We start from the raw sequence: 21,120 nt of genomic DNA, 5'->3' as shown, positions 1-21,120 counted from the left end.
TATTATATTTATTAAACATTTGATATAAGCCCAAATATGGTAAAAATTACGCTTATATCCCTATTGTTACACATTAAATTTGCGGTAAATATTCTAAGCCTCAACTATCCAAACGATCAGTTGATGAGAATTGTTGTGCCATCCATCCCTGAAAAATCAGTATATAGCAAATCAAAAACGGTAAATTTTGTAGCGGTGAATAAGAATTGCATCATTAATGCGGGAGATATTCTGATTTCTGAAATTCTGTTCAATCCAAGAACCGGCGGGGCTGACTTTGTTGAAATTTACAACAATTCAAATCACGAAATTGATCTTAAAGAATTGCAACTGGCAAATGCGAATGTTGTTGGCGCACCAGCTAATATTAAAAATGTTTCTACAGCAAGGCTGATGATTAAGCCTGGAAGTTATTGAGTAATTACCACCAATCAAGCCAATGTGAAACTGAATTATCAAGCTAAATTTCCAAATCAATTTGTACAAATCAGCAGTTTGCCAGCTTTTAATAATGATAAAGGATCGGTTATTTTATTGAGCAATAACCAGATTTTGGATCGTTTGGATTACAATGCAAAAATCCATCATCCTTTAATTCAGGATGAAGATGGGATTTCTTTAGAGCGTGTTTCTTTTACTGCTGCAAGCAATGAGCCTGGTAATTTTAAATCGGCTGCGGCTACCGCTGGCTTTGCTACACCTACTTACAAAAACTCTCAAGAATTAAGTGGAAATGAAAATTATGCTCGGCTGTTATCAAAAACCTTTTCTCCTGATGGCGACAATTTTGAAGATTTGATGATCTTGGAATATCAGGTTGCTGAAAATGCAAGCTTGGCAACGGTTAATATTTATAATGATAAAAGCAGGTTGATTAAACAATTGCTAAAGAATCAAACCATTGGCACAAATGGTAGCTTAACCTGGGATGGATTAACTGATAATGGGCAAAAAGCAGCAATTGGAATTTATGTTGTTGTGTTTGATGTTTTCGATTTAAAAGGAAATGTTAAAAGAATAAAAAATACTTGCGTGCTGGCGGGGAAATTGAATTAGAGTTCTTGGCATGATTAGATATTAATCCCGCAGATTAAATAAATTGACGCAACATCTGTATCAAACTATTTAATCTGAGGATGAAATTATATCAAATTTGCCTTGATATAATCGCAACTTGTTTTAATTGAACCTATTGGGTTTGGCTTATAATTGCTTTCATGTTCAACGAAGAAATGTTTCATTCCGGATAAATCTGCTTGTGCAAAAATCGATTTAAATTCAATTGAACCATTGCCTACTTCAGTATTCCATTCTGGTTTTGTTTTATCCATATCTTTAACATGCCACATTGGGAAACGGCCTGGATATTTCTTGAAAAGAGCCAATGGATCATTACCTGAGCGAACTACCCAATACAAATCCAACTCAAAATTTACCAGGTTTTTATCTGTTTCTGATAAATAAACATCGTAACCGGTTGTATCACCAAATTTTTTAAATTCAAAATCGTGGTTGTGGTAAGCAAACTTTAAACCTGCATTTTTTGCCAGTTCAGCAACTTTATTAAAATCTTCGGCGGTTTTCTTAAAACCATCAATACCCTTGTTAGTATCTACATGTGCGCCAGCTATGGTAAAATATTTTCCACCAATTGAAGTGGCAGCATCTATATCAATTTTTAACTTATCGATATTACCATCTTTAGAAAACTCATCCATTAGGTAATGTCCGCTAGGAGCCTTTAAACCATTTGCTTCTAAAAGCGCCTTAAATTCTTTTGGTGTTAAACCCCAAAACTTACCATCAGCAAAACCATAGGTTTCTACTTCCTTGTAACCTGCCTGTGCAACTTTCTCTATTACGGTGTGCACATCTTTTGGTAAATCATCTCTTAGTGTGTACAATTGCAAACCCACATTTTTATTCACTTTATCAAAAGCGAAAGATGGAATAACCAAAGAAGCACCAGCCATAAGTCCAGCTTGTTTCAAGAAAGTTCGTCTAGCGTTCATAGATAGATTTAGATTTACAAAATGTTCTTTTTCAAATATGCACAACTTGCGGCAACAGATTCCATAGGATTTGGTTTATAGTTGGTTTCATGCTCGACAAAAAAGTGCTTCATACCCGAAAGCCTTGCATCGGCAAAAATAGGTTTCCACTTGATACTTCCTGTACCAATTTCGGCATTCAATGCTGGATTTGCTTTGTCCATATCTTTAACGTGCCACATGGTAAAACGCCCTGGGTTATCAGTAAATAATTTAATTGGATCATTTCCCGAACGAACTACCCAATATAAATCGAGTTCGAAATCAACCAGGTTTTTATCTGTTTCGTTAAGCAAAATCTGGTAACCTGTAGTTTCGCCTAGTTTTTTAAACTCAAAATCATGATTGTGGTAAGCCAATCTTAAGCCAGCATCTTTACACATTTTGGCAGCAATATTAATTTTTGCGGCAATCTTTTTATAATCTTCTGCAGTTTTTCTGATGTTTTCATCCAACCAGGGGATGGTTACATATTCACTTCCCAATACTTTTGCAGCAACAATTGCCTCTTCTAATTCTGCCGTATTTCCATCAGTTAGATAAGTGCCCAAACCATAATGACCACTTGGTGCAGTTAAACCATTCGCATCTAAAAGCTTTTTAAATTCAATTGGATTCATACCCCAAAACTGATCTTTTATCGAAAAGCCATAAAGTTCAACTTCAGTAAAACCAGCTTTGGCAACTTTTTCAATAGTTCCTTTAACGTCTTTAGGCAATTCATCTCTCAATGAATATAACTGTAAGCCGACTGCTTTTTTCTGCGCTAAACAACCAAATGATGGGACTAAAATTACTGTTGCAATTGCAATACAGCTACTAAGGATAAAACTTTTTCTTGATAACATCATAATTAATTAAATATCGCAAATAGAAATTGCTTGTTTAAGAGAAGCTAATTTATTTGCATTTTTGGGTATAAACTCTTGTGCAACGAAACCTTTAAAGCCGGTTCCGAGAATGGCTCTCATAATGGCAGGATAATTTAACTCCTGGTTCTCATCAATTTCATTTCTTCCGGGAACACCGGCGGTATGGTAATGTGCAATATAGCGATGATTTTCTTTTATGGTGTGGATTACATCACCTTCATCTATTTGCATGTGGTAGATATCATACAGCAATTTAAAATTTTCTGAACCTAATCTTTTACAAAGCTCAACGCCCCATGCAGTTTTATCACATTGATAATCTTTGTGATTGATTTTACTGTTTAGTAATTCCATTACCAAAACTACACCATGTTTTTCTGCCAACGGCAATATCTGTTTAAGACCTTTAACGCAATTGTTCCATCCTGTTTCATCATCCTTACCTCTACGATTACCGCTAAAGCAAATGAGGTTTTTATAACCTGCCGCTGCAACCAATGGAATCATATTCGAATAATTTTTGATTAAAGTTTGATGAAACGTTTCATCATTAAATCCATCAACCAGGTTTATTTCGGCACCGTTACACATGGTTGATTCAAGTCCATGTTTTTTTAATATAGGCCAATCTTTTGGGCCAACTAAATCAATTCCTTTTATTCCGATTTTCTTTGCTTCAATACAAAGCGTTTCCATATCAAGTGTATCAAAACACCATCTGCACACAGAATGATTAATGTTTCCCTTTAAACTGGAAACATGCTGAATTATGGAATTTGATTGATCCAAAGCAAATGTTGATAAATTAGAAGAAACACCAATTGCAGCGGTTCCTGCAATGATGTTCTTTAATGCATTTCTTCTATTTAAGCTCAAAGACATTTTAAACTGCTTTGGCTTCAGATTTATTATTATCTCTAAAAAATAAAATAAATAATAAAGCTACTAGTCCAGCAATTCCAGCCGGTATAAGCCATATTGCATACCAATCATGAGCACCATCTAATGAATATCTATTTACAACCATGCCTGAAATGATTGATCCTATCAACATTCCTACACCATAAGTTGCAAGTGTGATAAATCCTTGAGCAGCACTTTTAAATTTTTCTCCTGCAAGTCTATCTGTATAAATTTGTCCTGTAACGAAGAAAAAATCGTAACAAATCCCATGCAATACAATTCCACCAATTAACATCCAATAATTACTTTCCACATTACCGAATGCAAAAAATAAATACCTAACAACCCATGCAATCATTCCTATTGCCAGCATTTTTTTTACGCCTAATCGAGCAAAAAATAGCGGCATCAATAACATAAATAACGTTTCCGAAACCTGACCCAAAGACTGAACCCCAGCGGCTTTTTTCATTCCTACTTCGTTTAAAAACGGATTAGTAAAATTATAATAGAATGCTAAAGGAATGCATATAGCTACTGAAGCGATGAAAAATAGCAGGTAAGATTTATTTTTAAGTAATCCAATAGCATCAAGACCTAAGATGTCGCCAATTGAAGTCTTTTCACCCTTCTTAATTGGAGGGGTGTTGGGTAAGAAGAAACTAAATATGCCTAGGATTATTGATGCAATTGATGCCGTCTTAAATGTTAAAATTAAATTTCCAGATTGCTCCCAATTTAACCAACCAATTATTAAACCTGCAATGATCCAGCCAATAGTTCCAAAGACTCTGATAGATGGAAATTCTTTTCCCGGATCTTTTAATTGTTTAAATGAAATGGAATTAACAAGAGCTAAAGTCGGCATAAATGCAATCATATAACCCAAAATAAACGGGAAGAAGGCATCAAAATTTAGTGAGGTTCCTGCAATCCATAGAAGTACCCCTCCAACTAAATGTAAAATACCTAATACTTTTTGCGCTGAAAAAAATTTGTCTGCAATTAACCCGATAATAAAAGGTGCAATAATAGCTCCCAAAGATTGTGTGCTGTAAGCTGAGCCTATTTGAACATCATTGGATAATAAATTTTTTCCAAGGAATGTCCCCATTGTTACAAACCAAGCTCCCCAGATAAAAAATTCCAGGAACATCATGGTAGAAAGTTTAAAGCGAGTAGTGCTATTCATTTGGCTAGTTAATTGTTTTAGAAGAATGTAAAATGTTAAATGGATGATAAGTTGAATGATGTAAGATGGCTCATGGTTTTAACATTCTCCATTGTCCCTCTTACATCTTCCATCAGGATTATAGTTCTTTTACCGAGATGTTTTTATACCAAACTTCATCGCCGTGATCTTGAAGGGCAATTTTACCAGTTTTATAAGTTCCCCAATTTTCCCATTTGGCAAATTTACTTCCTGCAACCAGGTTTTTCCAGTTTTCATCCCATAGGGTAGTTTTTACTACTTCAACACCGTTTAAAATAAGTGTTAAATTTCCTTTCTTACTGATGATTTCTGCTTTGTTCCATTCGCCAACTGCTTTAACCGGTTCTGATTTACTTTTAACTAAATCATACAAATCACCAGCACGGTGTTTTGTAATTTTTCCATCCGGATGCCCGTCATTATCTAAAACCTGCATTTCTAATCCAGTAGAGTAGGTAGCATGGTATTTTGGTTCCTCATGAACATAAAAGATTAATCCACTGTTTGCTTTTGGAGCCACTTTCCATTCATATTTTAAATGAAAATCTTTGTATTCTTTATCTGTAACTAAATCGCCACCACCATCAGCGCCTTTGGTTTTTGGATCTAAGTGCAAAGCACCATCCTGAACTTGCCAGGCACTACCAACAGTCGATTTGTTATAAGTATGCCATCCGGCAGTGGTTTTTCCATCAAATAATGGTTTAAAACCTTTTTGAGCTTGAGATATTTGTGTTACTGCCAACAAAATGCAGGCAGATAGAATGATTTTTTTCATGGTGTATTATTTACCGTGATTGCGAGGTGCGAAGTAATCTCAATATAGGATTGCTTCATACCTCGCAATGACGAATGTTTATTAAAGAGTTAAGTTGTTCCAGCCTTGACGATATTCGCGTTTTACGAATTGATTCGCTTCATCAAAATTGGTGATTTTCATGTTTTCATTATCCCAAAGCATTTTCATATATCTTCCAGGATAAGTATTTTTGCCGTTTACGTTCTTTTTGATGTCGAAGCTTCTGATTGCTAAGTTTGCCATCAATAACGCTTCTGTTAACGGACCAGCAATTTCAAATGGAGAACTCACTTCTTGTTTTCCATAACCTGCAATTGCAGCATCAACCCATTGTGCGTAATGACCATTTGCAGCATCTTTCACACGGGCATATTTTTCTTTAACTTTAATGTCTTTATTTCTGCTTAGTGGCAATAATTTTGGATTTGCACTATAAGTTTCAGACATCATTTTGCCTTTAGTACCGATAAATAATGTGCCATTACCACCATCGCCAAACGTTTCATTAGCTTCAAGTTCTACTGGTCTTTCTGGCTGAATACCGCCATCCATCCAATGTAGGGTAACATCACCTTTTGTTTTATCCGTTTTAGGGAATTTCAAGGTTACATGACTTGATGGTGGGCAGCTTTCAGGGAAATATCCACGTTTAAATTCATCAACGTAAACAGAACCTACACTTGCCTCAACTTCTTTTGCATATTTTAAATTCAGTACACTGAATGGAGCCTCAATTAAGTGACAACCCATATCGCCAAGAGCACCAGTTCCATAATCCCACCATCCACGCCAGTTAAAAGGAACCAGTTTATCTACAAAATCTTTCTCTGGAGCGGTACCTAACCATAAATTCCAATCTAATTCTTTAGGAATTTCGCTTTTCTTGGCTGGCCATGGAATACCCTGAGGCCAAACCGGACGATCAGTCCAGGCATAAACGGTATGTACATCACCAATTAAACCTGCTTCGTACCATTCTTTCATTTGGCGAGGCCCATCATTTGATGCGCCCTGATTACCCATTTGAGTAACCACTTTATATTTTTTTGCCGCAGCCGTTAAAATACGGGCTTCGTAAATATCATGTGTTAATGGTTTTTGAACATAGACATGCTTGCCTAATTGCATCGCTGCTAAAGCCTGAATAGCATGGTTATGATCGGGAGTTGAAATGGAAACAGCATCAAAATTTTTATGCTCTTTATCTAACATCTCACGATAATCTTTATAATATTTCGCTTTCGGGAAATTTTTAACACTTGTAGCGGCACGGCGGTCATCAACATCACATAAATACCCGATATCGGCTTTTCCACTTTTCGCAAACATAGCAATATCGCTTTGTCCTTTGCCACCAACACCAATGCCTGCAATAATTAATCTATCGCTTGGAGCTAAATAACCTGGTCCGCCCAAAACATGGCGTGGAACAATCATAAATGCTGCAGCTGCAATAGCGCTAGTTTTAATAAAATCACGGCGGTTAGTTGTGCTTTTATTCTCTTGATCTGTTTTCATTTAGTATTTGAAGTTTAATAGGGGTTTTTAGCTTATTTTTTCTTCAACGAAAGAATGTATTTAACCATCAATTTAGCATCAGCTGGTTTTAGTGTTGAGTGTGCAGTCATGGGCATAGTACCCCAAACGCCTGTACCACCTTTAATAATTTTATCTGCTAAGTAGTTGATGTTCTTTTCAGTAGCCGGATATTTTTTAGCGATCTCGGTATAAGATGGACCGATAATTTTATTCACTTTATTGTGGCAGCCGATACAATCTGATTTATTAATCAATTTCTCGCCTGCACTCATTTGAAATTCATGATTGCTAACAGTTGCTGTGGCAACTACCATTTTCTCTTTCTCTAAATCTGCTTTCGAAAAAGACGCCATAAAAATCACTATTGCGCCTAAACCTAAAAATGTCTTTTTCATTGTGTGTGTGTTGTTAGTCTTGTAATCCTAATATTTTTTTATTGAAAGCGCTATCACTGCCCGATGCGGCAAAATCATCGAATGCTTTTTCAGTTACATTGATGATGTGTTTCTGAATAAATTCCGACCCTTCGCGAGCACCATCTTCTTGATTTTTAATACAGCATTCCCATTCCATAACGGCCCAACCTTTAAAATCGTATTGTGCTAATTTACTGAAAATGGTTTTAAAATCAACTTGGCCATCACCTGGAGAACGATATCTTCCAGCACGATTGGCCCAACTCTGGTATCCACCGAAAGTACCTTGTTTACCTGTTGGATTAAATTCTGCATCTTTTACATGGAAAGCTTTAATTCTTTCATGATAGAAGTCGATATATTGAATGTAATCCAGTTGCTGTAACACAAAGTGAGATGGATCATACAATAAGCATGCTCGAGGATGATTATTTACCGCAGCAAGAAACATTTCATACGTTTCGCCATCGAATAAATCTTCTCCCGGATGAATTTCATAACAAACATCAACGCCGTGAGTATCAAATTCATTCAAAATTGGTGTCCAGCGTTTTGCTAGTTCTGCGAAGCCCTCTTCTACTAAACCCGCAGGGCGTTGTGGCCAGGGATGGAAATACTGCCAAAGCAAAGAACCACTAAAAGTGGCATGGGCATTTAAACCTAAGTTTTGCGATGCCTTTGCTGCGTATTTCATTTGTTGAACTGCCCATTCTGTTCTGGCTTTTGGATTTCCATGAACTTCTTTAGGTGCAAAAGCGTCGAAAAGATCATCGTATGCAGGGTGAACAGCAACCAATTGGCCTTGTAGGTGAGTAGAAAGTTCAGTAATTTCTAAACCATGAGCAGCGATTGTTCCTTTCAATTCATCTGCATAAGTTTTACTTTCAGCAGCTTTCTGCAGATCAATAAATCTCTTGTCGAGAGTAGGCATTTGAATGCCTTTAAAACCTAAATCAGCAGCCCATTTACAAATATTATCCAAAGAATTAAAAGGAGCTTCATCTCCAATAAATTGAGCTAGAAATACTCCTGGTCCTTTTAATGTTGTCATGCTAGATATTAAATTTTATAATCGTGCCACTTCATATCCGATTGGCTCGATTCTACTACATTTTCTATAAATGCCATTCCTCGAACGCCATCTTCCGTTGTCGGGAAATCCAACATTTCTGCAGTAGGCTCTTCATTATTTAATTTGGCATTTACTGTTAATGCGAAGTTTTTATAAATATTGGCGAAAGCTTCCAAATAACCTTCCGGGTGGCCACCAGGTGTGCGGGTATTATGTTGTGCAAAGTTGCCCATATAACCATTTCCTGTCCTATAGATTTGAGCTGGTGCATTTGACCATTTTACGATCAACGTGTTTGGCTCCATTTGGTGCCACTCTAAGCCACCTTTTTCACCATAAACTTTAATTTTCAAAGCATTTTCTTCGCCAGCCGCAATTTGTGAAGCAATTAATACACCATTAGAACCGTTATCAAATTTAAGCAATACGTTTCCATCATCATCAATCGCTCTTCCAGGAACAACGATATTTAAATCAGCACAAATCTTCGTAATTTTTAATCCTGAAATGTATTCTGCAAGGTGAGCGGCATGTGTACCAATATCGCCCATGCTACCACTTTTTCCGGTTTTAGATGGATCGGTTCTCCAAGCAGCCTGTGCATTTCCTTCTCTTTCAGATAAGGTGCTTAACCAGCCTTGAGGATATTCGACAATGATTTTTCTGATTTCGCCCAAAGCGCCTTCTCTAACCATTTGTTTCGCCTGTTTAACCATCGGATAGCCAGAATACGTATGGGTTAAACAAAGTGTTAAACCAGTTTCTTCAACTTTGGCTTTTAGTTGCTTAGCTTCATCTAAGGTAAGTGTCATTGGTTTTTCAATAACCACATTAAAGCCATGCTTCAGGGCCATCATGGCCGGGGCAAAATGCGCAAAGTTTGGGGTTACTATTGTTACGAAATCAATTCTTTCTTCAGCAGATAATTCACTTTCTGCCTTGATCATTTCTTCGTAACTTTTATATATTCTGTTGTCTGGAAGGAATAATAATTTTCCAGATTCGTAGCCTACTTCTGGATTTACACTTAATGCTCCGGCTGATAATTCTATTAGGCCATCCATATTTGCCGCAAGGCGATGTACAGCACCGATAAACGCGTCTTTTCCACCGCCTATCATGCCCATTCTTAATTTTCTCTTCATTATTAAAAAGTGGTAAGTAATAAGTTATAAGTTTTACGTAAAACCTATAACCTACAACTTATAACCAATTTATATATTATTTTTCTTTAGCTCTTTTACTGCGTAATCTGCTGCACGTGCTGTTAATGCCATAAATGTTAAAGATGGATTTTGACAGGCGATAGATGGCATACAAGCACCATCAGTTACGAAAACATTGCTTACTTCATGCATTTGATTCCATTTATTAAGCACTGAAGTTTTCGGATCGTTACCCATTCTTGCAGTTCCCATTTCGTGGATGGCCATACCAGGATAGCAACCAGCATCAAAAGTTTTGATATTTTTCAAACCTGCTTTTTCTAACATTTCAGCAGCATCATTCATCATATCAACACGCATTTTTTTCTCATTTTCTTTGTATTCGCAATCAATAGCCAATACTGGTTGTCCCCACTTGTCTTTTTTGGTTTTATCGATATAAACCTTATTTTCATAGTAAGGTAGCATCTCACCAAAACCACCTAAGCCCATAGTCCATTTGCCAGGTTTAGTCATTTTTTCTTTTAGGCCAGATCCAAATGATAACTCGGCAACATCACTTTGCCAGTTGCTTCTGTTAGCACTGCCTTGGTAACCGAAACCGCGTAAGTAATCACGTTTATCATTATTAATGTTTTGATAACGAGGCACGTAAATCCCATTGGCACGGCGGCCATAGGTATATTTGTCGTCAAAGCCTTCAGCTTCGCCATTTGCGCCACAACGGAAATGATGATCCATTAAGTTATGCCCTAACTGACCGCTAGCATTACCCAAACCATTTGGATGCGCATCTGAAGTAGAATTTAATAAAATGAAAGTTGTACCTAGCGTAGAACCGTTAACGAAAACGATTTTAGCATAAAACTCCATTGTTTCATTCGTTTGTGCATCAATTACCATTACTCCTTTTGCTTTCTTGGTATCCTTATCATAAATAATATGGTTAACAATAGAATATGGTCTTAGCGTAAGTCGCTTTGTTGCCATTGCAGCTGGTAGGGTAGAAGACTGCGTAGAAAAGTAAGCGCCAAATGGGCAACCACGGCTACATAAGTTTCTGTATTGGCAGTTGCCACGGCCTTTATGAGGGACCGTAAGGTTAGCTACACGACCGATCATCATGATACGCTCTTTGTTGTAAGCCTCCTCAATACGTTTTTTAACTGATTTTTCAACAATATTTAAATCCATTGGAGGTAAGAATTCTCCATCCGGACAAAGTGGCCAATTTTCTTTTGAACCACTGATACCTGCAAAACGTTCTGCATAATCATACCACGGAGAAAGTTCCTTGTAACGTACTGGCCAATCATTACCATGACCATCTTTGGCATTATCCTCAAAATTATGATCACTGAAGCGGTAACTCTGACGACCCCACATTAACGATTTTCCACCAACATGGAAACCACGGTACCAATCAAAACGTTTATCTTCAGTGTATGGACATTCCAAATCATTTACCCACCATTTTTCATTGGCTTCCTGATAGGGATAATCTCTTTTTTGTACTGGGTGCGTACGTTTTTGTTCTTCGGTTAACTTGCCTGCATGTTGAAATTCCCATGGGCTTTTCATTGCATTCTCATAACCTGTAATATGTTCTATATTCATGCCTCTTTCAAGCATGAGTACTTTTAAACCTTTTTCGGTAAGTTCTTTTGCAGCCCAGCCGCCACTAATCCCCGACCCTATAACAATAGCATCGTAAGTATTTTCTGCTTTTAAATTTGTATTTAAATTCATGATGTTTTGTTGTTGTGATTAAGAAATTAGGTTGCCCAAGATTTTTGACCAGGTTTTAATGGTGCATTGCCATCGTACCTTCCCGGAACTAGGATGTATTCGCGTGCTTGCGTACAGCCAATTTCTGATGCATAGTAACCTAATAATGTAAGGTCTCTCGCGGTGATAAAGAAATAAACCAAATCTTCATTTTCTGGTGCCTTGGTTTCTTTTTGAGCGATAGACATTAATCTTAAATCAACCATCAACTTGGTTTTTTCGGCAGCAGTTAAACTCATGTAATTCTTGCCAAAATCTTTCATTGCTTTTTCTTGAAGCTGTTGGAAACCTCGGGCAAATGAAGTTTGCATTTTTGCAGGATAACAGTCCTTCATCATCATCGGAATAAATTTCCCTAAACCTGCTGCTTTTGCACCAGGAGACGACTTTGTGGTTGGAACAATTATGTTAGCGAATTCAGCAAAAATTTTTTCATCCTGGATCGAGAATGATACAAAGTTTTTTTCGTTTTCAGGGAGCGTAAAACTTTCGAACAGAACGCCCATTGTGCTTGCGGAAATAGCTCCACCAAGTAAAAATGCGACGTTTTTGAGTGCTTCTCTTCTGTGCATCGTTTAGTATTTTTTTATATTGGTTCTTTATGCGTTGAATGAGTAATATTAGAAAAAATATGGCGTAATAATCAAATCTGAAGCGTTAAAATGATTTTATGCAATGCGATTGTTACTACATAGAATAATTCTAAATAATGTTTAAATTATCGTCTTAACGACGTTTATTAAAAGATTTTTTGGTTAAATTACTTCGTGTAACATATACAACAACTATATATAAATTAGACGTTTACTAATAAAATTTGATCACTGCCATTTTTTCTATTGGACAGTTATTAAATAAGGTTGTTTTTTACATATTTATAGCTTTCTGTTATACTTTCATAAGGATCTTTCTTAATCAAATCCTGCTCTGTAAAAATATAATCCAACCCAGCTAATTTCGATTCAGCGAAAATGCTTTTAAAATCTATTCTTCCCGAGCCAACTTCTGCAAAAACAGATTTATCCTGTTTATCCATATCTTTAACATGGAACATTTTGTAACGGCCAGGATTTTTTTTAAACATATCTACAGGATTTAATCCAGCATTTACTGCCCAAAAAATATCCAATTCAAAACCTACCAAATTAGCATCAGTTTCTTTTAATAAAATATCATATCCGGTTACGCCATTTCCCTGGTCCATAAATTCAAAGTTATGGTTATGGTAAGCCAGCTTCAAACCAGCCTTTTTGCAAATCTCTCCGGCGGTATTAAAACGAGCAGCCATTCGTTTATAATCATCCAAAGTGCCGTTTGTTCTGATATCAGTAGGTAAGGCAGGGATTACAAAATATTTTTGTCCGACACTGTTGGCCACCTCAATATGAGTTTTTAAAATATTGTCGTTGCCAGTTGATAAAAATTCTGTAGTGTTGTAATGGCCGCTGGGGCAAGTTAAATTGTTGTTTTTCAATAAGGCATTAAAATCTTTAGCTTCAAGTCCCCAAAAACCTTTAACCTCGTACTTGCCAGGATAGCCATAATAAGTTTCGACCTGATTGTAGCCGATATTTGCCACATGCTCAATGGTTGCTTTTACATCGGCAGTTAATTGTTCTCTTAGGGTAAACAAGCCTATTCCAATTTTTGAAACCTTAGCCGATTGTGCTAAGGCAGATGTAATAACTGATGGACTTAAAAAAGCAGCAACAGCAGCTAAACTAGATTTTTGTATAAATGATCTTCTCGTTGTCATGATTGAATGAATTTAAAAAAAGCCGAAGTTAAACTCCGGCTTTTGTGTTAAAATGAATAAGCTAATGATCCCCAGAATGTACGTTGAAGTAATGTTCTGCCAATCATTAATTGACCAGGTGTTACGGTTGAGAAATCTCTGAATTGATCTCCACGAACATCACCCTCAGTCAGCACTTTTGCATCTAACAAGTTGTCTGCCCAAAATCTTATTGCTATTTTCTTAGTGAAATTATAACCAGCACCAGCCTTCATTACTACGTAGCCAGGTAATTCATAACTACCGCTAGGTGAAGTAAATCTTCCACCAACATAATTAGCCGCAACGTAAAGGTTGAAGTTTTTATAGTCGTAATTAGCACCTAATTCTGTATTTAATATCGGTACCCTTTCCGTTCTGTTTCCGGTGAAACTGTAAATGCGGTTTCCAAATTCAGCAGCTACGGCAGCGTTACCACTGGTATTTGCTTCATAATCTGTGTATTTAGAATCTTGTATAGTTCCAGTAAAACGTAAGCTTAAAGGTTTGGCGATTTTGTATGAAATTTCATATTCAGCACTCCAGGTACGTGTTGAACCAAAAGCTACCAATGCCTGTGTTCCTGCGGCAGTTGTTGGAACATTGATGGCTAATGATACATTTTTGATTGCCGAATAACTTCCAGAAGCGAAAATTGCCAGGTTGTTTTTAGCATATTTAAAACCTACCTCGCCCAAATACACCGGACGTTTTTTAATGTTTGCACCATTATATGCCGAAGCATTATAATCACCAATATTTGGTGCGTTGTAAGCCTTTGTAGCACGTGCAAACATGCTAGCTGTAGAGCTTATTTTATAGTTTGCACCAACCGAAGCCGACCAATTTGTTAATGTTTCATCGTAAGCAGTATAGCCCAAAATGTTAGGGTTTGCAGCTGCTGTAATATTTACAGTTCCATTGGCATTTAGCGCATAATATGGTCTGTCGCCTTTTACGTTTTGGTTATCAATTCTGGCACCAATATCCAAACGCCACTGCTCTGAAATTTTTATTTCATCGCCAGCATAAAGCGATAGGGTTCTGGTATCACCAATAAAGGTGTTTTTGGTTTGAACGGTGCGCTCTAATGCCGTTGGCGATTGTAATAAAATACTCGGGTGCTCTTTAAATTCGGTAAACGAACGGAATGCAAAGCGTAAATCATCGCGATTGTATTGATGAATACCAGCACCAATATTTAAACTGTGATTTTTGATGGTTTTTTTCAAGTCCAGATAATTTACGATTTGAACATCACTGTTAATCTGGCCTTGTGCGTTTGATGTAACTACATAATCTCCAGCTACAAAAGGTGCAATTGCTCCACCAGGATAATAATAAGGTGTTGTTGCATTTCTAGCGGTTATACCTGCCGGAGCGGTATATGTACTGTTAGTATGCGTATTTTGATAACGGAAATTGTTCACAATTTGCCATCCGCCATCGGTTAAATAATTAAACTGAAAACCAGCTGATCCTAACTTGGTATGTATTCCATCTTTTAAACTGAAATTATGTGCGCCTGTTGCAGGATCATTATAACTCCAATCTGTTTGAATTGGAATGATAGATTGTGTAGCCATGTTATAATCGCGATAAGTTGTTGGCTTACCAGTTCCATCATAAGGATAGTAGCTGGTTAACAAAAACTGAACTTTATCATTCAAGTACTTTCCATACACACGAATAAAACCTTTATTGTTTTTAAAATTGAAGGTCATATTGCCTTTAATTTGTCCACCTTGGTTGGCCGGGTTAAAACCCTGATCTACCACACCATTATCGGTACGGTAAAAACCGCCAATATTGTATTTAATCTGATCATTTATCTTACCACCTGTGTTTCCATCAAAACGGTATAAACCTTGAGAAAAACCTGTGGTAAATTTAACCTGACCATATTGTTTATCTGCACCAACATAACTCAGGTTATTAATTACCGCACCTGGCGTATTCGCCTGTATAATGGATGCATTACCACCTCTAATGGCTTCGATGTTTTGAATGGTTAAATCAGTTTTGTAATATTGATCTATTGATGGATTGGTATTAAAACCTGTCGGTAATAGTGGAAGGCCATCTTCCTGTATGCCTAAGAAAATGTAACCACCTTGTTGTGGAAATCCACGTACCCAAACATTACCTGGCCCATCTCCACCGGTACTCTCAACAGTTAAACCAGGAACAGCTTTTAACAAATCGGTGCTGTTTAAAGGTGCCCTGTTGGTAATATCTTTACTACTTACTGATGTTAAAGCAACAGAACTTTCTAATTTCTTCTTTGGATTACCACCCGTAACCATTACACTTTCCAATTGGAGGTTATCTTCTGATAAGCTGATGCTGATATTTTCATCGGAATTGCCTGCAGATAGATTTACTTCTTTAGAAATAAAACCCACATAGCGAACAACCAATACGCGACTATCAACGGTTAAACCTTTCAGAGCAAAATTTCCGTTTTCATCAGTTGTAGTGCCGATAGTTTTGCCTTTAACAGTAACAGATACACCCGGAATTGGATTGCCTTTGCTATCTAAAACCTTACCAGTTACCACGCCATCAAAGGCTTTTAGTAATTCGAGGTTGTTATTAGCGGGAATAGAATAGAGCAAAATCTGATCTTTAACTATCCTATATCCCACATCATAACGTTTTAGCGAATTCTCAAGAAAGTATTTAAGTTTTTGGTTAACTACATTGATAGAAACTTTTCTATCAGAATTAATTAATTGCGGACTGTACACAAACTTTACGTTTGCCAACATTTCCGTTTTTGCAATAATGGTTTTAATATCGGTTTGATCAGCTTTGATCGAAATTGGTTTGTTTAAAAAATCTTGGGCATCTACATTTTTGGCAAATGCACCACAGGTAAAAATAATTATTGCAAGTATTTGGTAAATCGAAACTCTCATTGCATATATCGCCAGCGAAATAAGTTGATTATTTTTCATAAATTTGGTTATTGTTCATTAAATGATTGGATTTATTGGACATAGAAATACCATGAATACATTCTAATGTATTTAACTCGCCGGCAATGCCCCACATTGTCGGCTTTGTTTTTTAGAAAAATATTATGGAAATGTAGCGGCGGCTACTGGCTGAAATAGGTTACTGCTTTCTTCATAATTTTATATATTTTGGTTAGTTTTTATTTGAAACCACAATACTGGTTCCATTGATGTAATATTTGCTTGATATGGTTCCGCAAATTAAGTCGAGCTGCTCATATAGCCCTTTTTTGCTTAAATCTCCTGTAAAAGTATAGTTCGAAATCTGCTCATTATCAGATTTAATTTCGATGCCATATGCTTCAGATAGCGTTTTGAAAATAGCTGCAACACTTTCTTCATTAAAGTTATAGCTTAAACTAGATGGCACATTATAGGCCTCGGCCAATGGAATAGGCTTGCTAACTAATGTTTTATTTAACTTATGATCATTAAAAATGCCTTTTTGATTTGGTGTAAGTAATATTGGTTTAGCTATTTTATCATTGGATAATCCAAAAAGCGAACTCTTTTCATTTTCTTGCACCCTAACCTTACCTGTTCTTACCGCAACTTGGGCAGGCATTTTATCCGTTGATGATTTTACCCAAAAACTAGTACCCAAAACGCTAACAACCAATTTTTGATCATACACGAAAAAAGGTCTTTTGGGGTTTTTGCTTACCGAAAAGAAAGCAGTTCCTTTTAAATAAACCATTCTTTTGTTAGCAGCAAAAACCTTTGGATATAAAATATTTGCTTGCGGCTTTAATGTAACTGTACTTTTGTCGCTAAGCGATATTGTGATGGGTTGATCAGTATCGTTGGTTTTGCTGATTAAGGCTACATCACCAGTTTCGCTTATGAATGCAGATTCAGTAGGATTATAATGGGTTAAGTAAAAGCCCCCTATTAAAAACGCCATAGCGATAGAAGCAGCGATAGCAAATTTTGGCCAAAGCTTTTTAACTTTTACAGGTGCTATGGTTTGTTCTTCGGTATTATTGATTTTTAACCAGATATTATCCTGCATTTCATCCAATTCCTTTGAAGATAAATCAGTAAAATTTCGATTGTTTAAATTATGATACCATTTATCTACCCAAAGCTTTTCGGCTTCAGTGCAAGTTCCAGTTTGGTAACGGGAGAGCAAATCGTTGAATGATTTTTGGTTCATAAGGAAATATTTGGCTTTATATAATACAAGTAACGCAAAGAGGGCTAATCCCTAATGCAGGTTGTTAAAAAAGATGAAAATAAATTTAACTTGTTGATTATCAGTTAAAAAAAGATATAAAAATTCTTAATGTATTCTTTAATCCTTTTGATGGAACGGGTAATATGATACTCCACTGCTTTTTCAGAAATGTTTAATCCCGTAGATATATCTTTGGTAGATTGATGCTGGTAGCGGCTTAAACGAAAAACCTCCTGCGTTTTCTCAGGTAAACTATTAATTCCTTCTTCGATAATGGAAGACAGATCATGCAAGTCGACTAAGTTTGCAGTATCCTGATGATCTTCTGAATATGTGAGTGTTTGATACTCCATATATTTGTTCTCCATAACCAAACTTCGTACATGATTAATCACACTTAGTTTTAAAGCACCAAAAAGATAGGCTTGAAGGTTGTTAATTTGTAAATCGAGGCGTTTTTCCCAAAGGGAGATAAAAATATTTTGAACCAATTCCTCTGCAACTACTTTATCTCCAGTCTTTTTATAAGCAGCATACAATAGCTCCTTGCTAAAACTGAAATATATTTTCTCATAAGCCAGCTTATCGCCTTGTTTTAGGCGGTTAAGTAAATCATTAGACTTTTCAGGCTCTTGGGGAGTCATTTATTTTAATTTGGTTATAGAGGAGATTGAAGTAAATGTAGGAATTAATTTCATTTTGAATTCCCAATCCCGATTAAATTTAGCAATAATCTCCCGTATTAATACGTCCGAATTTTTAAAGCGACCAGCTTAGTGTAAATATTTTATATGCCTTTTGTCTCATTTTTTTACCTTTGCTCAATCTCTGAAAAATTATGCAAGAAAAAATTATTGTTTTAGGCTCAAACGGGCAAATAGGAACCGAATTGGTTACCATGTTAAGGAAGATTTATGGCGATGATCATGTGGTGGCCTGCGATATTCGCAGACCAGATTATGATATCAAAAATTCTGCTCCGTTTGAATTTGTAAACGTTTTGGATAAAGAGATGATTAACGGCATTTTCAAGAAATATAAACCTACACAGGTTTATCTCCTGGCCGCATTATTATCCGCAACTGGCGAGCAAAACCCAAAATTAGCTTGGGATTTGAACATGAACGGACTTTTAAACGTTTTAGATTTAGCGCTAGAGTATAAGGTGGCTAAAGTTTACTGGCCAAGTTCAATAGCGGTATTTGGTCCAAATTCTCCAAAAGATAATACCTCACAGTATTGTGTAATGGATCCGAATACGGTTTACGGAATAAGTAAGTTAGCTGGAGAGCGTTGGTGCGAATATTATAACCAAAAATATGGATTGGATGTACGCAGTATCCGCTATCCAGGATTGATTAGCTGGAAAGCTGCTCCCGGAGGAGGAACAACAGATTACGCCATTCATATTTTTCACGATGCATTGAAAAAGGGAAGTTATCAAAGTTTCTTAAATGCTGGTAGCGAGTTGCCCATGATGTATATGGATGATGCCATTCGCGGAACTATTGAACTAATGGATGCTCCGGCAGATCAGATTTCGGTTCGTAGCAGTTACAATTTTGGTGGTGTGAGCTTTACTCCAGAAGTATTGGCAGCAGAAATCAGGAAGCATATTCCAGATTTTACTTTAACTTACACGTCTGAAACAGATCCTCGTCAGCAAATTGCGAATAGCTGGCCTCGCTCTATTGATGATAGTGCGGCCGCAAAAGATTGGGGATGGAAACCAGAGTTCGATTTATCAAAACTCACAATTGATATGTTAAATAATTTAAAGAAATAAGGTAGAGGGTTTAAGGTAAAAGGTTTAGGGTGTTTAACCCAGTCTTGATACTTGATACTAAATACTTAATACTAGAAAATGGGAAGAGCATTCGAATTTAGAAAAGAAAGAAAATTTAAGCGTTGGGCCAAAATGGCGGTTCAGTTTACGCGTATTGGTAAAGACATCGTAATGGCAGTTAAAGAATCTGGACCACATCCGGAAACCAACTCGCGTTTACGTACTGCAATGCAAAATGCGAAAGCAGTAAATATGCCAAAAGATAGGGTAGAGGCGGCTATTAAGCGTGCTTCTGATAAATCGATGGCAAATTATGAAGAAATTGTTTACGAGGGTTATGCACCTCACGGTGTTGCGGTTTTAATCGAAACTGCTACCGATAATACAAACCGTACCGTAGCAAACGTTCGTAGTTACTTTAACAAAACGGATGGTTCTTTAGGTAAAACAGGCTCATTGGATTTCGTTTTTAACCGCAAATCTATTTTCCGTTTTGTTCCGGCCGATGGTTTGGACTTGGAAGAGTTAGAATTCGAATTAATTGATGCTGGTTTAGAAGAACTTTATGTAGAAGCTGATGAAGAAGAAAATGATATCGCGGTTGCCCAAGGTGCTTTCGAAAACTTTGGTTCTTTACAAAAAGCTCTAGAGGAAAAAGGTATCGAGTTGAAAAGCTCCAAATTAGAACGTATTGCATTATCCCATCATGAAGTTACTGAAGAGCAAGCTGCTGATGTGTTGAAACTGATTGATAAATTAGAGGAAGACGATGATGTGCAGGCTGTATATCACAATATGGCAGAGTAATTTGTAATAACCTCGCAGGTTTTTAAAACCTGCGAGGTTAAATTTCTACTCCTTTTTATGCTCAAACAACCATGGCAACAACTCTGGTTCGGCAAAAGCACTATCCCAACTGTTATGGTTTGCATTTGGATAAAGGGTAAATTTCACTTCTTTACCAACCAATTTGAGTCTTTCGGCAATTGCCATCGAAAATGCTGGATCAACAATATCGTCTTTGCCTCCATGAAAAATCCATAAAGGCGTATTTGCGTACTTTTTAATGTTGTTGGTATTGTCTCCCCCGCAAATGGCAAATGCTGCGGCAAAAGTTCTGCGTTGTCTCCTCAGTAATTCGTAAGTACCCATTCCACCCATTGATAAACCACCAACATATACCTGTTCTCTGTTTACGAATGGTTTTTTAAGAAAATCCTTAACCATACCCTGTAAGGCTTGCATGGCTTTAGTGGATTTTCCACCTTCTACAAAACTGAAATTTCTTTTACCGCTTTCATTCGTTGTGATGTTCACATTTGCCCAATAACTAGCGATTGGGCATTGCGGGAAAACGATTATCGCAGGGAAATCTCTCCTGATAAATAAATGGAATCCTTCCCTTTAATGAAATTACATTATTTTCAATTGGCGAGATTTTTCCATGAACAGGGGCAAAAAGTTTCAGTTGTCAATCCCCTGGTCGTACGCAGGTTTTCTCAAATGCAGCTTTCCAGAGCAAAAACAGATAAAAAAGATGCTGT

General features: G+C 36.7%; 20 protein-coding genes and 1 pseudogene. 5 read left to right on the top strand and 16 right to left on the bottom strand.

All coding sequences use genetic code 11. The features are described 5' to 3' along the window. The first annotated feature begins 36 nt into the window (after positions 1-36). Together LUA91_RS20210 and LUA91_RS20205 are read left to right on the top strand one after the other, a co-directional pair. Positions 37-417, top strand: a complete 381-nt coding sequence (locus LUA91_RS20210) for a lamin tail domain-containing protein (protein ID WP_231427926.1) — start codon at positions 37-39, stop codon at positions 415-417. A 24-nt stretch (positions 418-441) separates the two neighbouring features. Continuing rightward, on the top strand, positions 442-1,056 hold the full coding sequence (locus LUA91_RS20205; RefSeq protein ID WP_231427925.1) for a FlgD immunoglobulin-like domain containing protein: 615 nt from the start codon (positions 442-444) through the stop codon (positions 1,054-1,056). Positions 1,057-1,142: 86 nt separating this feature from the next. On the opposite strand, the gene LUA91_RS20200 is transcribed toward LUA91_RS20205, so the two are convergent. From LUA91_RS20200 to LUA91_RS20130, 15 genes are all read right to left on the bottom strand, one after another. Next, on the bottom strand, positions 1,143-2,012 hold the full coding sequence (locus LUA91_RS20200; RefSeq protein WP_231427924.1) for a sugar phosphate isomerase/epimerase: 870 nt from the start codon (positions 2,010-2,012) through the stop codon (positions 1,143-1,145). Between the two features lie 14 nt (positions 2,013-2,026). Beyond that, positions 2,027-2,902: a sugar phosphate isomerase/epimerase gene (locus LUA91_RS20195; RefSeq protein WP_231427923.1), complete on the bottom strand. Its 876-nt coding sequence runs from the start codon at positions 2,900-2,902 to the stop codon at positions 2,027-2,029. Between the two features lie 6 nt (positions 2,903-2,908). Further along, positions 2,909-3,805, bottom strand: a complete 897-nt coding sequence (locus LUA91_RS20190; protein ID WP_231427922.1) for a hydroxypyruvate isomerase family protein — start codon at positions 3,803-3,805, stop codon at positions 2,909-2,911. Position 3,806: 1 nt separating this feature from the next. Next, positions 3,807-5,018, bottom strand: coding sequence for a nucleoside permease (locus LUA91_RS20185; RefSeq protein WP_231427921.1), 1,212 nt, complete (start codon positions 5,016-5,018; stop codon positions 3,807-3,809). A gap of 118 nt (positions 5,019-5,136) precedes the next feature. Then, complete coding sequence (locus LUA91_RS20180; RefSeq protein ID WP_231427920.1) at positions 5,137-5,817, bottom strand: DUF1080 domain-containing protein; 681 nt, start codon at positions 5,815-5,817, stop codon at positions 5,137-5,139. A gap of 81 nt (positions 5,818-5,898) precedes the next feature. After that, entirely contained in the window at positions 5,899-7,356 is a 1,458-nt protein-coding gene (locus tag LUA91_RS20175; RefSeq protein WP_231427919.1) for a Gfo/Idh/MocA family protein, read from the bottom strand. Positions 7,357-7,388: 32 nt separating this feature from the next. Further along, positions 7,389-7,772: a c-type cytochrome gene (locus LUA91_RS20170; protein WP_231427918.1), complete on the bottom strand. Its 384-nt coding sequence runs from the start codon at positions 7,770-7,772 to the stop codon at positions 7,389-7,391. A gap of 13 nt (positions 7,773-7,785) precedes the next feature. Next, the gene (locus tag LUA91_RS20165; protein WP_231427917.1) at positions 7,786-8,844 is read right to left on the bottom strand and encodes a sugar phosphate isomerase/epimerase; all 1,059 of its coding nucleotides are present in this window, start codon (positions 8,842-8,844) and stop codon (positions 7,786-7,788) included. An 8-nt stretch (positions 8,845-8,852) separates the two neighbouring features. Continuing rightward, the gene (locus LUA91_RS20160; RefSeq protein WP_231427916.1) at positions 8,853-10,010 is read right to left on the bottom strand and encodes a Gfo/Idh/MocA family protein; all 1,158 of its coding nucleotides are present in this window, start codon (positions 10,008-10,010) and stop codon (positions 8,853-8,855) included. Positions 10,011-10,079: 69 nt separating this feature from the next. After that, complete coding sequence (locus LUA91_RS20155; RefSeq protein WP_231427915.1) at positions 10,080-11,780, bottom strand: GMC oxidoreductase; 1,701 nt, start codon at positions 11,778-11,780, stop codon at positions 10,080-10,082. 26 nt (positions 11,781-11,806) lie between these two features. Continuing rightward, entirely contained in the window at positions 11,807-12,391 is a 585-nt protein-coding gene (locus LUA91_RS20150; RefSeq protein ID WP_231427914.1) for a gluconate 2-dehydrogenase subunit 3 family protein, read from the bottom strand. Between the two features lie 278 nt (positions 12,392-12,669). After that, complete coding sequence (locus LUA91_RS20145) at positions 12,670-13,575, bottom strand: sugar phosphate isomerase/epimerase (protein ID WP_231427913.1); 906 nt, start codon at positions 13,573-13,575, stop codon at positions 12,670-12,672. A gap of 47 nt (positions 13,576-13,622) precedes the next feature. Then, complete coding sequence (locus tag LUA91_RS20140; RefSeq protein ID WP_231427912.1) at positions 13,623-16,553, bottom strand: TonB-dependent receptor; 2,931 nt, start codon at positions 16,551-16,553, stop codon at positions 13,623-13,625. A 193-nt stretch (positions 16,554-16,746) separates the two neighbouring features. Beyond that, complete coding sequence (locus tag LUA91_RS20135; protein ID WP_231427911.1) at positions 16,747-17,769, bottom strand: FecR family protein; 1,023 nt, start codon at positions 17,767-17,769, stop codon at positions 16,747-16,749. Between the two features lie 104 nt (positions 17,770-17,873). Continuing rightward, complete coding sequence (locus LUA91_RS20130) at positions 17,874-18,434, bottom strand: sigma-70 family RNA polymerase sigma factor (RefSeq protein WP_231427910.1); 561 nt, start codon at positions 18,432-18,434, stop codon at positions 17,874-17,876. A 194-nt stretch (positions 18,435-18,628) separates the two neighbouring features. Between LUA91_RS20130 and LUA91_RS20125 the strand changes: the two genes are divergently transcribed. Both LUA91_RS20125 and LUA91_RS20120 read left to right on the top strand, forming a co-directional pair. Then, entirely contained in the window at positions 18,629-19,576 is a 948-nt protein-coding gene (locus LUA91_RS20125; RefSeq protein WP_231427909.1) for an NAD-dependent epimerase/dehydratase family protein, read from the top strand. Between the two features lie 78 nt (positions 19,577-19,654). Continuing rightward, positions 19,655-20,383 (top strand): YebC/PmpR family DNA-binding transcriptional regulator, encoded by a 729-nt coding sequence (locus LUA91_RS20120; protein ID WP_231427908.1) that lies wholly within the window; start codon positions 19,655-19,657, stop codon positions 20,381-20,383. Between the two features lie 45 nt (positions 20,384-20,428). On the opposite strand, the gene LUA91_RS20115 is transcribed toward LUA91_RS20120, so the two are convergent. Next, complete coding sequence (locus LUA91_RS20115; RefSeq protein ID WP_231427907.1) at positions 20,429-20,893, bottom strand: prolyl oligopeptidase family serine peptidase; 465 nt, start codon at positions 20,891-20,893, stop codon at positions 20,429-20,431. Between the two features lie 99 nt (positions 20,894-20,992). Here LUA91_RS20115 and LUA91_RS20110 point away from each other — a divergent pair. Further along, a pseudogene (locus LUA91_RS20110) lies at positions 20,993-21,120 on the top strand (transposase); the annotation flags it as partial.

This window comes from Pedobacter sp. Leaf250 (assembly GCF_920984735.1).
Taxonomy (GTDB): domain Bacteria; phylum Bacteroidota; class Bacteroidia; order Sphingobacteriales; family Sphingobacteriaceae; genus Pedobacter.
This window is presented reverse-complemented; position numbering and strand designations above follow the sequence as displayed.

Excerpts from the sequence above, each read along its gene's own strand:
- LUA91_RS20195 (WP_231427923.1), bottom strand. The coding sequence starts at position 2,902 with ATGATGTTATCAAGAAAAAGTTTTATCCTTAGTAGCTGTATTGCAATT.
- LUA91_RS20135 (WP_231427911.1), bottom strand. The coding sequence starts at position 17,769 with ATGAACCAAAAATCATTCAACGATTTGCTCTCCCGTTACCAAACTGGA.
- LUA91_RS20170 (WP_231427918.1), bottom strand. The coding sequence starts at position 7,772 with ATGAAAAAGACATTTTTAGGTTTAGGCGCAATAGTGATTTTTATGGCG.
- LUA91_RS20130 (WP_231427910.1), bottom strand. The coding sequence starts at position 18,434 with ATGACTCCCCAAGAGCCTGAAAAGTCTAATGATTTACTTAACCGCCTA.
- LUA91_RS20140 (WP_231427912.1), bottom strand. The coding sequence starts at position 16,553 with ATGAAAAATAATCAACTTATTTCGCTGGCGATATATGCAATGAGAGTT.
- LUA91_RS20120 (WP_231427908.1), top strand. The coding sequence starts at position 19,655 with ATGGGAAGAGCATTCGAATTTAGAAAAGAAAGAAAATTTAAGCGTTGG.
- LUA91_RS20155 (WP_231427915.1), bottom strand. The coding sequence starts at position 11,780 with ATGAATTTAAATACAAATTTAAAAGCAGAAAATACTTACGATGCTATT.
- LUA91_RS20190 (WP_231427922.1), bottom strand. The coding sequence starts at position 3,805 with ATGTCTTTGAGCTTAAATAGAAGAAATGCATTAAAGAACATCATTGCA.
- LUA91_RS20160 (WP_231427916.1), bottom strand. The coding sequence starts at position 10,010 with ATGAAGAGAAAATTAAGAATGGGCATGATAGGCGGTGGAAAAGACGCG.
- LUA91_RS20180 (WP_231427920.1), bottom strand. The coding sequence starts at position 5,817 with ATGAAAAAAATCATTCTATCTGCCTGCATTTTGTTGGCAGTAACACAA.
- LUA91_RS20200 (WP_231427924.1), bottom strand. The coding sequence starts at position 2,012 with ATGAACGCTAGACGAACTTTCTTGAAACAAGCTGGACTTATGGCTGGT.
- LUA91_RS20165 (WP_231427917.1), bottom strand. The coding sequence starts at position 8,844 with ATGACAACATTAAAAGGACCAGGAGTATTTCTAGCTCAATTTATTGGA.
- LUA91_RS20185 (WP_231427921.1), bottom strand. The coding sequence starts at position 5,018 with ATGAATAGCACTACTCGCTTTAAACTTTCTACCATGATGTTCCTGGAA.
- LUA91_RS20175 (WP_231427919.1), bottom strand. The coding sequence starts at position 7,356 with ATGAAAACAGATCAAGAGAATAAAAGCACAACTAACCGCCGTGATTTT.
- LUA91_RS20210 (WP_231427926.1), top strand. The coding sequence starts at position 37 with ATGGTAAAAATTACGCTTATATCCCTATTGTTACACATTAAATTTGCG.
- LUA91_RS20145 (WP_231427913.1), bottom strand. The coding sequence starts at position 13,575 with ATGACAACGAGAAGATCATTTATACAAAAATCTAGTTTAGCTGCTGTT.
- LUA91_RS20150 (WP_231427914.1), bottom strand. The coding sequence starts at position 12,391 with ATGCACAGAAGAGAAGCACTCAAAAACGTCGCATTTTTACTTGGTGGA.
- LUA91_RS20125 (WP_231427909.1), top strand. The coding sequence starts at position 18,629 with ATGCAAGAAAAAATTATTGTTTTAGGCTCAAACGGGCAAATAGGAACC.